The organism is Streptomyces sp. NPDC002144 (assembly GCF_053593695.1).
The window spans coordinates 79,918-91,721 of sequence record NZ_JBSFDB010000004.1 but is presented as its reverse complement, the minus strand read 5'-3'; the positions used below and the strand labels follow the sequence as shown (position 1 = coordinate 91,721).

The window sequence follows — 11,804 nt, the reverse complement described above, 5'->3', positions numbered from 1 at the left end:
AAGTCAATGGCCGGTTCCTGTCGGCGCGAGGAGTCGGATGTGGAGGACCGGTGAACGGCTGATGTCATTTCGGTGGGACTGATGTGGAGGCGGCCGTCCGGTCAACCGGACCTTCGTCACCTAAGGGTTACGGATCCCTCAATCCCTGGTGGCCGGGCGGTGAGCACAGCACCATGGGCACATGACACCGGCCCAGAGAGCCATGCGGCAGTTGGAGACGTGGCCCGACCTCAGCCCGTGTCCGGCCGACTGCGGGACGGGCCGGGCGTTGCGCTCCGCCCACCACGAGATCGTCCACTTCCACTCCGAGCGCGATGTGGACCTCCAGCTGACCGCCCGGGCGATCCAGCGGCTGCACTACGACTTCGCCGAGTCGACCGCCATCCGCCTGGTCCCCGGCTCGCGTTGGGTCACCGTCCACCTCGACTGCGACGCCGACGTGGACCTGCTGCTGGGCCTCGTGAGCGTGGCCCTCAAGGCGCACTCCGGCGGACGCCCGGGGAGCGTGCCGAGCGAGCGCGCGGTGTGCAACTTCCGCCGGGTGACCGTGCTCGACGCCGTCACGGAACCTCCTCACAGCTGAAATTCCCTCCACGACTGTCACAGGCATGACATAGGCTGCCGGGGCAGCCGCGCCCCGTGTGTCATCGCCGGGTGCTGCGCGGCGCACTCGCCCGCCCGGTCGTACACCGGGTTTTCCTCAGGGGGTTACACCACTGTGCGTACGCGCAGCATCTCGACCGCGACAGCGCTTGCTGTCCTGTTCTCCTCGGCGGCGCTGAGCGTCGTCGCGGCCGGCACCGCCTCCGCGGCCGCCGCCCGGGTCACCACGCCCGGCGGCATCGTGGCCGACGACGCGCTGAAGCGGGTCTTCGTCGGCGACGCGGCGGCCGGCACGGTCACGGCGGCCGACTACTCCGGCAACACCGTCGACTCGACGAGCGGGGTCCCCGGCATCACCGACCTGGCGGTGTCGGACGACGGCGCCACCCTCTACGCGGCCCTGCCCGCCACCCACGAGATCGTGGCCCTGGACGCGGCCACCCTCGACATCCAGCACCGTTACACGGTCGCCACCGACACCGGCCCGCGCCATGTCGCCTTCAGCGGCGGCAAGGTGTGGTTCACCTACGGCGATCAGTGGGACGGCGACCTGGGCTCGGTGGACCCGTCGGTGGCCCCGGGGGGCGGCACCGACCCGGTGACACTGCAGCAGTTCCCCACCGAGGGCACCGGGACGGGCATCTGGGGCCAGGGCCTGCTGGACACCGACGCGAGCCAGCCCGGCATCCTCGCCGTCGGCGAGACCGGCGTCTCCACCGACTCGATGGCCGTCCTGGACGTCTCCGGCGGCACGCCGAAGCTGGTCTCCTGGTACGAGCGCGACTACACGCTCAACAGCGGCATCGGGGACATCGACCTGGTGCCCGGCGGCAAGCAGGTCCTCGTCAACGGCAAGGACCGGGACGCCTACGCGGACGGCAGGTTCACCGCGGCCGGCTCCTACCCGACGGGACAGTTCGCCGACATCGCGCCGAACGGCGTCGTCGCCCAGGCGTCGGACCACAAGGTCCTGACGTACCGGCCCGACACCGTACAGCCGCTGCACACCTACGACCTGGGCACCTCCTACCCTGCCGCCCTGCGCTGGGCCCCGGACCTCTCCCGGGTCTTCGCGCTGGTCGGCACGGGCTCGGACGGCGGCGGCTACACCCTCAAGGCGCTCACGGCCCCGACCCTGAACAACCCGGCCCTCACGGTCAACGCGCCCTCCAGCGCGCCCCGCGCCAAGAAGCTGACGGTCACCGGCAGGATCTCGGCGTCCGTCGCGCTGCCGGCCGGGGTGAAGCTCCAGGTCACCCGGACCGACCTCGAATCCCCCAACGGCAAGGCGCTGCCCGCCGTCACGGTGCGCTCGGACGGCACGTACTCCTTCACCGACACCCCGCCGGCCGGCGGCACGGTCACCTACAAGGTGTCCTACGCCGGCGACGCCGAGCACTCCGCCGTGACCGCGTCCGACAAGGTCGCCGTCTCCCGCACGGCGACCGCGCTCAGCCTCAACAACAACGGCAAGGTGTACGGGTACGGCGCGGACGTGAAGTTCACCGCGCACCTCGGCAAGACGTACAAGAACCGCACGGTCGAGATCTGGGCCGACCCCTTCGGCGCCGACAAGCCCAACAAGCTGGTCAGGTCCGCGAAGGTCAACTCCAGCGGCAACCTCACCGTGACCATCGACATGACCCGCGACACCGCGGTCACGGCGGTCTTCAAGGGCGACGCCCAGTACGCGCCGAAGTCCGTCAAGGTCAACGCCTTCGCCAAGGTCCGCGTCTCCACGGCCATCACCAAGCACTACAAGAAGGCCGCGATCGGCTCGCACACGTACTACTGGTTCCACAAGAACACCGCGCCGATCGTCACGACGACGATGACGTACTACCGGGGCCGTGCACAGCGCCTTGAGCTCGAGATCTACTACCAGGGCACGTGGTACCCGAGCGAGGACAGCCCGCAGTACTTCGCCCTCGGCACCAACGGCAAGTCGGCCGTGAATCTCGGCGCCCCGGGCCAGTCCGGCATCAAGGCCCGCGTCCGGGCGGCGTACGTCAACGGCGCGTCGGGCGACACGGTCAACACGACGACGCTGAGCGACTGGAAGTACCTCTACTTCACCAACTAGCACCGCCCGCCCGCGCCGGGGACCTCACCCCAGGTCCCCGGCACGGACGCCGTCCTGGAACGACCCCCAGGCGGAGACGGCGAACCGGAGCACGGGCCCACGGGTTTTCTTGGAGTCCCGGACGGCGACGGTGCCGGGGATGTTGCGGGCTATCTCGACGCACTCCTGGCCGGCGTTGCCGCCGCTGTAGCTGGACCTGACGAACTCGAACGCGGGCACGAGGACTACAACTCCTTGTGGATTCCGTCGATCAGTCTGACCGAGTTCCGCTGCGCGAGGCTCATTCGCGTGATCCGGTCGAAGAGCCCGTTGTGGTGGTCGGCATCAGTATCGCTCTCCAGCCAGAGGGTGGACGAGGTGGTGTCCACGTGGACCACGTCCAACGCGCCCGGATCGGCGAACGAGACGATGGTGAAGGCGCTGGTCATCCCAGGATGGGCGCCGGCGAGGAACGGAAGCACCTGCAGCTTCACGTTCGGTCGCCGTGCCATGTCCAGCAGGTGCTCCAACTGGGCCCGCATGACGTCTCGTCCACCCACCAGCTGGCGCAGTGCACCCTCGTGCACGACCGCCCACAACTCCAGCGGGCTCTCACCGTGGAGCCGGGTCTGCCGGGCCATCCGGGACTCGACGAACGGCTCGATCTCGTCCGGATCCTCCCAGTTCCCGTTCCCCACGGCGAGCGCCCGAGCGTAGTCCGGCGTCTGCAGCAGCCCTGGGACGATGGCGCCCTGCCAGGTCCGGACGCCGGTCGCGATGTCCTCCAGGGCGACGTACTCGACCATCGCCTGCAACTGCGGGTACTGATTCCACCATCCGCGGGCCTTACGTCGCTCCCGATCCGCCTTGGCCAGAGCCAACAGCTTGCCGATCACCACCTCGTCGCTCTCGCCGTAGAGACGACACAGTGCACGGACATCCGGGTCCCGCATCGGGACCTGGCCCCGCTCGATCTTCGCGACCTTGGCCACGGACGCTGTCAACGCTTCCGCAGCATGTGCCTGACGCAGCGCACACGCCTCGCGCAGCCGCAGCAACTCACCGCCGAGCCGCCGCCCCAGCACAGTGGTGACCGTCTTCCCCCGGTCGGGGTCCCTGCCTGCCATCCCGCCGTCCCTCCCTGCCTGTCGACTCGACAGCCTAGGGCCATCAAGTTTTCTGCCCAACTAGGTTGATGGCCCACTCGTGATGCCGCTACCGTCAGTACTCAACCACCCACTCAGCGAAGTCGGCGTCGGGGAAGTGCACCGTGCTGCCCGCTCGCACCGCGTACGGCGAAGCCACCCCGACCGGCCCCGTTCCTGGAGGTATGCCGCGTGACGGACTCCTGCCCTCCCCGCCCCCTCAAGCCCTACGACCGCCACGACGCCGTCAGTTACACCCCCTACCCGCACAACATCCCCCGCGCCAGAAGCCACGTAGCCCGACTCGCCGTCTCCTGGGGCCACCCCCACGCCGCAGGCGACGCCGCTCTGCTGGCCAGTGAGTTGTGCACGAACGCCCTGCTGCACGGCTGCCTGCGTGACCGCCTGTTCCGCCTGGAGACGACCCTCACCGCCGACGCCCTGCGCATCGCGGTGACCGACCCGAGAGGCGAACGCCTCCCCGACCCTCAACCACCCACCCCCACCGACCAGTTCGGCAGAGGTCTGCTCATCGTCGGCACTCTGGCCGACCGCTGGGGCACGGAGAAGCTCATCGTCGGCAAGACGGTCTGGGCGGAGCTGGACCTGAAGAGGGGCTTCGTCACGTAGTGGAGCGGAGTCGCGTGGATGCGATCCGCCGCACCTCGACGAACCGCCCGTCCTGCCGAGTACCACCGGCAAGCGCGCTCAGGGCGTACGCCGTGTACTTGAACCCGTCCGTCGTGTGGAACTCCGCTCCCCAGTTGCCCAGGATCACCGCGCTGACGCGCGACCACGCCAGTCGCTGCGTGCCCCAGGGGTTGACCATGACGATCACGTCTTCGTGGAGTTCGAGGCGCACGCGGAGCAGGACCCACCGGGCAAAGAGACCGAACCCCACGGCGACGGCGGTCGCGATGCCCGCGGAGGTGACGTTCTGGCCACTCGGGTGGATGAGAGCGCTGAGCCAGGTGATCACCGCGCCCAGCGCAGGGCCGAGAGCCAAGAAGTAGCCGCCGACCCGACCGGGCAGGCCGACTCGCCATATGCCGAGAGTGCCGTCCGGAGCATGGTCCGGACAGTGCACGATGCTCCATCGCGAGACCCGCCTCATGCTCTTCGCGACCACTTGACCGCGGAGCGGATCCGCCACCACAGCCTCCGCAGCGCAGGAGTTTCGGTGGAGTAGGTGACCGGGGTCCTCGACCGGTGGGCGGGACCGTGTTCCAGGGGCTTGCCCTCGGCCGGGTATTTCTCGGGCGGAATCCGCGTCATTGATCCTCCGCTCGCTCGACTGATCAGACGGCTCAGTGGGGTTTGGGCGGGTGCGGGTCCAAGCCAACGGTGAAGGACCACATGACATCCGGCTTCGCGGTGAACCGCAGCGAGCCCAGGGAGTGGCTCGAATCCATCTGGAACTCGTTCAACGCGGGTAGCACCGTGCCCTTCTCGCACGAAAGGGAGAACGACATACCGACCGCCCGCACCTCCGCGTCGAGCCGACCGGGCCCCTGACAGTTGACCGCGATGACGAGGGCCTCACCGGCCCTGGCTCGGCCCGGAATCGGATAGATGACACTGCCCTTGAGGCGCGACCCGCTGACCAGGGTGGTGATGCCGTCCGAGGCGAGTTTCGGGGGTTTGTCGACCGAGGCGGCGTGGGGGCCACGGGTGACGTAGGGCGAGGCCGCAGCCGGCCACGGTGAGTACGGCGGCAAGGGCGCAGCGCTTCACAGACAGACGCACCTTCGTCCTTTCGCCGTCTCTTGTCTCGACGCTGAGGCGAGACTAGATCAGCCAGGCGGCCTCGGCCGCGATTCGGAGACAATCCGATGCAAGCAGAACGGCGCTCCGGCTCGCCGACATGGGCGACGAGCCGGAGCGTGGCTGTCTGTCCCTCGTGGCTCAGACGCCGACCAACTCGGTTTCCTTGTCCGTCCTTTCGTCCCGAGGTCGGTCGGCATGTGGCTCCACACCAAGGCCGCGTTGACGCCCACTACTTCACCCGGGCGGTGCAGTGGGTGCCGTCGGCGTACTTTGGCGGTGGTCAGCCAACGCCGTTGTGCGCCAGGATGCTCCGGTGAACGATCACATAGCACCCCCTGCCCCCCGCCCCACCCCCGCCCCGCACCCCATGGGCGGAGCCGCCCGGTTCGCCGTCGGGGCGCTCGCTCTCGCCGGGGCCGCGTGGACGGTGCGGGCGATATGGGAGATACGGCTGGCCGTGACGGGGGAGCCCGCGTCCGGGGCGCCGGATCAGGGGAACGGGGTGCATCGACCGCTGACCGGGCTGGAGAACCAGTACCACCTGGTCGTCTCGGTCTGCGGGATCGCCGTGGTCATCTGCGCGGTGGCGTTCCTCGGATGGCTGGGGCGCGCGCGGGACAACGCCCGTGAGCTGTCCGGGAAGCGGCCTCGCTACTCCGGGCTGTGGGTCTTCCTCGGCTGGGTCGTCCCGGTCGTCAACCTCTGGTTCCCGCGCGGCATCGTCGCCGAGGTCCACCGTGACAGCGCGCCCGGCGAGCGGCTGCCACGGTCCGTGAACGTGTGGTGGGTGTTCTGGCTGATCGGGCTGTTCAGCGGTGTCGGACTGATGTCCGCCGACTCCACGGACCAGATCATCGCCCGCGCCTACACGAACGTCGGGACGCTCCTGGTGTCCGACGCCGCCATCGTGGGCGCGGCCGTCGCCGGCATCTTCGTCGTCCGCGCCCTCAGCCGGAACTTCAGCTCACGCAGATCAGATTGAGCACGCACAGGCCCGACGGGGACGTCGAGGCCGTGTTGGTGTTCGTGTTCGAGCTCGTGCCGGAGGACTGGGACGACGTTCCGGACGTACCGGTGTCACCGGCCGACGTGGACGACGTTGAGGACGAGGACGATGAAGACGACGAAGAGGATGAAGAGGACGTAGACGACGTCGACTGGTTCGACTTCGCGCTCGTACCACCCGTGGTCGTCGTCGATGACGTGTTCGCCGTCCGCGGCCGCGTGTCCGTCGAGGACGTGTGTGACGTGGAGGCGCTGTACGGCGCGGTGTGCGCCGAGTCGGTGTGTGCCGCTGTCGGCGTGGTGCGGCGGTGCTTGCCGCCGGTCGTGGCGGGCCGGGAGGAGTCGCCGCGTGAGGTGTGGAGCGCGGTCGGGGAGGCGGGGGCGTCCGTCGGCTCCACCGCGGGCTGCTCCTCCGCGCCCATGCTCGTGAGGTCGGGGCCCGCCGAGGCCTGGCTGCGGTCGCCGGAGCCGCTGTCCATCGAGGCGACCGTCAGGCCGCCGCCGACGAGCGCGACGGCGGTCGCCACCACCGCGCGGCGCTGGTTCTTCTTCCAGCGCGCCCGCTGGCGGCGGCGTGCCGCCCGGCCCGCCGGGGCGGACGGCACATCCTCCAGGTGCTCGGACATGTCCTCGGGTTCGGCGAGTTCGGCGAGTTCGGCGGACGGCCCGGGGGCCGGTTCCGGCCAGCTCGCCGGTGTGGCGAGAGCCGGGGCCATCCGGCCGGCCCCGGTCACCGGCGCGATATCGGGCGCATAGGCACCGCAACCGGGGCACACCAGAGCGCCGTTGAGGTGCCGGCGGCACGAGGAGCAGTAGTCCATCCGCTGTTTACCTGACCATTCGCACGAGGGATCGAACGGCCTGCAACGCTAACGAGGGATTCGCAAGAGTCTATGGAGTCCTTGTGGGGCTCCTGCACACATTCGGCGCTGAAGTTCCAGACGGTGCCGGAAGTGCGCCTGTACGGACCCTTCAGCCCCGGGTGAACCGCTCGAACGCGTGGCTGAAGTACCACGTGTCCTGCGCGATCCCGGAGCAGGAGTTGGCGCCCGCCGTGCCCACGCAGCCGCCGTTGTCCCGCTGGAGCGCCCAGAAGGAGAGGGTGTTGATGCCCCGCGCCGCGGCCCAGTGCTCCACCTTCACCGCGTCCTGCGTGGTGAACGTCTCCTCGGGGCCGAAGTCGTCGATGCCGGGCATCTCCGTGACACCGATGCGGTGCCACAGCCGGGCCGGGTCCGACTTCGGGTACAGCGCGGTGAGCTGGCTGTGCAGGCCGGTCGCGGCCGTCACGGTGTCGGCGGCCATGTCGTGCGTGGCGCCGTCCCAGTAGTCGAACGTCATGATGTTCACGACGTCCACACGGGCGTGGTTGTCGACGGCGTTCTGCAGCAACGCGACCCCGCTGGGCGCGAGTCCGGTGTTCGTCGTGGGGAGCGTGTACGAGAACTGCACCTGCCGTCCCGTGCGCGCCGCCCAGCGCTGCACCTGCGCGATCGCCTTGTTGCGGCGGTCGATCCCCGCCGCGTTGGTGATCGAGTCGACCTCGACGTCGAGGTCGATGCGGGTGATGCCGTACGTCGTCACCAGGCTCTCGTAGACCTTGGCGATGGAGTCGACGTCCGTGCAGCTGTCCGCGAGTTCGGTGTTCGTGGTGTCGGCGCCGTAGCCGCCGAACGAGGGGATGACGTTGCCGCCGCGGGCCTGGATGGCCGCGATGTCCGCGCCGAAGGTGGACTTGGAGATGGGCTGGGTGGTGTCGCCGTTCCAGTACGCGGTGCAGGAACCGGGCTTGTCCGTCTGGAGGAAGGCCATGGTCAGGTACTTGTTGCCGGAGGCGGCCGCCAGTGCGGCCGGGCTGTCGCCGGTCCAGGCCTCGAAGTAGGGAGCCGCCACCTGGGCGGGCAGGGGCCGTACGGGATGGGCGGGCGCCTGCTCGGCCGCGAGCGCGCCACCTCCTCCGAGGGCGACGAGACCGGCCGCAAGGCCGGTCACCGAGATGCAGGACAGCAGCGCACGCAGCGCGCGGGGTCGTCTCATGGCGACCCATAGTTGGACTAGACCATTCCACTGTCAAGGTTCTTTACTGTTGCCTGACCAACCGTTCCACCGCGGCGCCGCCATAAGAGGGCGGGGAGATTCCGTGGGTATTCGCGAAAAGACATCCAGATGTCTTGACCTGACCTTCACAGCGCCGTTGGCTTCTCAGTCACCGTGGCCCGCTCCCCTCCCGCCCGGAAGGCACCTCGCACGTGAACGCACGAACTCCCCGCAGAACCACCGCACTTCGCCCCGCCGTCCCCCTCGTCCTCCCCCTCGCCGCCGCCGGTGTGCTGCTGCTCGGCGGCTGCGGTGTCGTCGACGGCGTCACCGGCAGCGGCGACTCCTCCACCCCGTCCCGGCGGGAGGACATCAAGGTGGGCCTGCTGCTGCCCGACAAGGACACGGCCCGTTTCGAACGGTTCGACTACCCCCTCATCAAGTCCCGGGTCGCCTCCCTCACCGGCGGCAAGGGCAAGGTCGTGTACGCCAACGCCGGGGCCAGCGCCTCCCGGCAGAACAAGCAGTTCGCGCAGCTCGTCGCCGACAAGGTGGACGTGATCCTCGTCGACGCGGTGGACGCCAGGGCGATCGCGCCGGGCGTCCGGAAGGCCAAGGACGCCGGGATACCCGTCATCGCGTACGACCGGCTCGCGCAGGGCCCGATCGACGCCTATGTCAGCCACGACAACGAGCTGGTGGGCGAGGTGCAGGGGCGGGCGATCGTCGACGCGCTCGGGGACAAGGCCGCCACCAGCAAGATCGTCATGATGAACGGCTCGCCGGCCGACCCCAACACGGCGCTGTTCAAGGAGGGGGCGCTGAGCGAGCTCAAGGGCCGGGTCGTCATCGCCAAGTCGTACGACACCAGGGAGTGGCTGCCCGAGGTCGCCAAGGCCAACATGGCGAAGGCGATCGCGTCGGTCGGCCTGAAGAACATCGCGGCCGTCTACTCGGCCAACGACGGCATGGCGGGCGCCGTCATCGACGAACTGGAGCAGTCGGGCGCCACCAAGCTGCCGCCGGTGACCGGGCAGGACGCCAACCTCGACGCGGTGCAGCGGATCGTCGCCGGCGAGCAGACCATGACGGTCTACAAGTCCTTCCTGCTGGAGGCGCAGGGCGCCGCGGAGATGGCGGTCTACAAGGTGCAGGGGCGGGACATCGCCTTCGACGCGATGACGCAGGACACGATCGACAGCCCGACGCGGAAGGACATCCCGGCGATGCTGGTGCCGGTGGTCGCCCTCACCAAGAGCAACATCAAGGACACGGTGATCAAGGACGGCGTCTACACCGTCAAGGACATCTGCACGGCGAAGTACGCGGCGGACTGCACGGCCATCGGCCTGAAGTAGGGCCGCTTTTACCACTGTTCACAGGCCCCTGGCCAGCGATACGGCTGCGGCTTTCAGGTTGTGTTCAGGCTCGGGCGTTCCTCGGGCAACACAACCTCCAGAAGCGCCAAAACAATGGCAAAGGGGTCTGTGGCAGGACTGCGGAGCCATGCGATCGTGCCCGCCATGAGCACAGATCGCCTCGCCCCCGGCCGGCATTCCGGCCCCGTACGTCACGCCCTGAGCAAGGTCCCGGAAGTGACCGTCTACTTCTGGGTGATCAAGGTGCTGACCACCGGCATGGGCGAGACGGCCTCGGACTGGCTCGCCCATCTCCTCGGCCCCATCCCGGCGGTCGCGCTCGGCGCGGTGGCGCTCGCGGCGGCCCTGGCCGTGCAGTTCGCGGTGCGCCGGTACGTGGCCTGGATCTACTGGACGGCGATCGTCATGGTGAGCGTCTTCGGCACCATGGCCGCGGACGTCCTGCACGTCGGCCTGGGCGTGCCCTACCTGCTCTCCACGCCCTTCTTCATGGTCGCCCTCGCCACCGTCTTCGCGCTCTGGTACGGCAGCGAGCGCACCCTGTCCATCCACAGCATCCACACCCGCCGCCGTGAGGTCTTCTACTGGGCCGCGGTGCTCGCCACCTTCGCCCTCGGCACCGCGGCCGGCGACCTCTCCGCCACCCTCGGCCTCGGCTACCTGGGCTCCGCCGTCCTGTACGCCGTCGCGATCGCCGTCCCCGCGCTCGCCCACCGCGCCGGCAGGCTGAACGCGGTGACCGCCTTCTGGTCGGCCTACGTCCTCACCCGTCCCCTCGGCGCCTCGGTGGCCGACTGGATGGCGGTCGGCCACGGCCGGGGCGGCCTGGCGTGGGGCCTGGGCCCGGTGACCCTCGCGTGGACGGCGGCGATCCTGGTCCTGGTGGCCTACCTGGCCGTGTCCCGCAAGGACGTGCAGAGCGACGTCACGGGGTGACGAACCTGCCGTGCGCTCAGCGGTCCTTGCGCGCCACCCCGCCGTAGATGCCGATCGGCGGGGCGTCCGGCGCCGGGGGCTCGTCCGGACGCCACTGCGGGACGGGGACCAGGCCCGGTTCGAGGAGCGTGAAGTCGCCGAAGAACCGGGTCACTTCGTCGTGCGAGCGGAGGTTCATGCTCGCGGTCGCCCGCTGGTAGACGGCCGCGGCATCCGCGCGCCGGTCCGCGTGGACGTCACCGGTCGCGTGCGACAGGACGAGATACGAGCCGACGGGCAGCGCGTCGCGCAGGGTGCGGACGACGCCGTACGGGTCGTCGGACTCGGCGAGGAAGTGGACGACGGCCACCAGCAGCAGCGCCACCGGCTCGTAGAGGTCGATCACCTCGCGGACGCCGGGGTGGTCGAGGACGGCGCGGGGGTCGCGCAGGTCGGCCAGGACGACGGAGGTGGCGGTGTCCGTGCCGTCCAGCAGGGCGGCGGAGTGGGCGCTGACGAGGGGGTCGTTGTCGACGTACGCGATGCGGGTGTCCGGTGCGAGGGCGCGGGCGGTGCGGTGCACGTTCGGCTCGGTCGGCAGGCCCGTGCCGATGTCGAGGATCTGCCGGATCCCGCCCTCGCCGACGACGTGCCGGACGGCGCGGTGCAGGAACCGACGGTTGGCCCGCACGCCCTCCCGCACCTCCGGGGCCGCCTTGACGAACTCCTCGGCGGCGGCCCGGTCGGCCTCGTAGTTGTCGGTGCCGCCGAGGAAGTAGTCGTACATCCGCGCGGGATGCGGCCTGCTCGTGTCGATCGCGACCGGCCGTCCGTCGCCGTTTGGAAAAGAGTCCATGGCCGGCATCGTGGCACGGTCAACTCCCTTGTGGG

General features: G+C 69.6%; 13 protein-coding genes. 6 read left to right on the top strand and 7 right to left on the bottom strand.

Annotation, left to right across the window (positions count from 1 at the left end; genetic code table 11):
• Positions 1-181: 181 nt before the first annotated feature.
• Entirely contained in the window at positions 182-583 is a 402-nt protein-coding gene (locus ACWCQ1_RS07650) for a luciferase domain-containing protein (protein ID WP_133044058.1), read from the top strand.
• 135 nt (positions 584-718) lie between these two features.
• Positions 719-2,686 carry an NHL repeat-containing protein gene (locus ACWCQ1_RS07645; RefSeq protein ID WP_358597658.1) on the top strand — a complete coding sequence of 656 codons (1,968 nt, stop codon included), beginning with the start codon at positions 719-721 and terminating at the stop codon, positions 2,684-2,686.
• A gap of 24 nt (positions 2,687-2,710) precedes the next feature.
• On the opposite strand, the gene ACWCQ1_RS07640 is transcribed toward ACWCQ1_RS07645, so the two are convergent.
• Both ACWCQ1_RS07640 and ACWCQ1_RS07635 read right to left on the bottom strand, forming a co-directional pair.
• On the bottom strand, positions 2,711-2,905 hold the full coding sequence (locus tag ACWCQ1_RS07640; RefSeq protein ID WP_358597661.1) for a DUF397 domain-containing protein: 195 nt from the start codon (positions 2,903-2,905) through the stop codon (positions 2,711-2,713).
• 5 nt (positions 2,906-2,910) lie between these two features.
• On the bottom strand, positions 2,911-3,792 hold the full coding sequence (locus ACWCQ1_RS07635) for a helix-turn-helix domain-containing protein (protein ID WP_358597664.1): 882 nt from the start codon (positions 3,790-3,792) through the stop codon (positions 2,911-2,913).
• A gap of 210 nt (positions 3,793-4,002) precedes the next feature.
• Between ACWCQ1_RS07635 and ACWCQ1_RS07630 the strand changes: the two genes are divergently transcribed.
• Positions 4,003-4,440 carry an ATP-binding protein gene (locus ACWCQ1_RS07630; protein ID WP_358597667.1) on the top strand — a complete coding sequence of 146 codons (438 nt, stop codon included), beginning with the start codon at positions 4,003-4,005 and terminating at the stop codon, positions 4,438-4,440.
• On the opposite strand, the gene ACWCQ1_RS07625 is transcribed toward ACWCQ1_RS07630, so the two are convergent.
• On the bottom strand, positions 4,433-4,897 hold the full coding sequence (locus ACWCQ1_RS07625) for a hypothetical protein (RefSeq protein WP_451026049.1): 465 nt from the start codon (positions 4,895-4,897) through the stop codon (positions 4,433-4,435). The two genes, ACWCQ1_RS07630 and ACWCQ1_RS07625, sit on opposite strands and share 8 nt — an antisense overlap.
• 220 nt (positions 4,898-5,117) lie before the next feature.
• A complete protein-coding gene (locus ACWCQ1_RS07620; protein WP_451026048.1) occupies positions 5,118-5,528 on the bottom strand; it encodes a hypothetical protein in 411 nt (136 codons plus the stop codon).
• Positions 5,529-5,890: 362 nt separating this feature from the next.
• Between ACWCQ1_RS07620 and ACWCQ1_RS07615 the strand changes: the two genes are divergently transcribed.
• Positions 5,891-6,559 (top strand): DUF4328 domain-containing protein, encoded by a 669-nt coding sequence (locus ACWCQ1_RS07615; protein WP_451026047.1) that lies wholly within the window; start codon positions 5,891-5,893, stop codon positions 6,557-6,559.
• On the opposite strand, the gene ACWCQ1_RS07610 is transcribed toward ACWCQ1_RS07615, so the two are convergent.
• A complete protein-coding gene (locus ACWCQ1_RS07610) occupies positions 6,537-7,403 on the bottom strand; it encodes an SCO2400 family protein (RefSeq protein WP_451026046.1) in 867 nt (288 codons plus the stop codon). The genes ACWCQ1_RS07615 and ACWCQ1_RS07610 overlap by 23 nt on opposite strands.
• A gap of 151 nt (positions 7,404-7,554) precedes the next feature.
• Positions 7,555-8,619: a chitinase gene (locus tag ACWCQ1_RS07605; RefSeq protein ID WP_358597681.1), complete on the bottom strand. Its 1,065-nt coding sequence runs from the start codon at positions 8,617-8,619 to the stop codon at positions 7,555-7,557.
• 212 nt (positions 8,620-8,831) lie between these two features.
• On the opposite strand from ACWCQ1_RS07605, the gene ACWCQ1_RS07600 reads away from it, so the two are divergent.
• Positions 8,832-9,977: a sugar ABC transporter substrate-binding protein gene (locus tag ACWCQ1_RS07600; protein WP_451026045.1), complete on the top strand. Its 1,146-nt coding sequence runs from the start codon at positions 8,832-8,834 to the stop codon at positions 9,975-9,977.
• A gap of 165 nt (positions 9,978-10,142) precedes the next feature.
• A complete protein-coding gene (locus tag ACWCQ1_RS07595; protein ID WP_451026044.1) occupies positions 10,143-10,934 on the top strand; it encodes a COG4705 family protein in 792 nt (263 codons plus the stop codon).
• 16 nt (positions 10,935-10,950) lie between these two features.
• Here ACWCQ1_RS07595 and ACWCQ1_RS07590 read toward each other — a convergent pair whose 3' ends face one another.
• Positions 10,951-11,769, bottom strand: a complete 819-nt coding sequence (locus ACWCQ1_RS07590) for an SAM-dependent methyltransferase (protein WP_358597690.1) — start codon at positions 11,767-11,769, stop codon at positions 10,951-10,953.
• Between the last annotated feature and the right edge of the window lie 35 nt (positions 11,770-11,804).

Excerpts from the sequence above, each read along its gene's own strand:
- ACWCQ1_RS07650 (WP_133044058.1), top strand. The coding sequence starts at position 182 with ATGACACCGGCCCAGAGAGCCATGCGGCAGTTGGAGACGTGGCCCGAC.
- ACWCQ1_RS07635 (WP_358597664.1), bottom strand. The coding sequence starts at position 3,792 with ATGGCAGGCAGGGACCCCGACCGGGGGAAGACGGTCACCACTGTGCTG.
- ACWCQ1_RS07610 (WP_451026046.1), bottom strand. The coding sequence starts at position 7,403 with ATGGACTACTGCTCCTCGTGCCGCCGGCACCTCAACGGCGCTCTGGTG.
- ACWCQ1_RS07605 (WP_358597681.1), bottom strand. The coding sequence starts at position 8,619 with ATGAGACGACCCCGCGCGCTGCGTGCGCTGCTGTCCTGCATCTCGGTG.
- ACWCQ1_RS07595 (WP_451026044.1), top strand. The coding sequence starts at position 10,143 with ATGAGCACAGATCGCCTCGCCCCCGGCCGGCATTCCGGCCCCGTACGT.
- ACWCQ1_RS07590 (WP_358597690.1), bottom strand. The coding sequence starts at position 11,769 with ATGGACTCTTTTCCAAACGGCGACGGACGGCCGGTCGCGATCGACACG.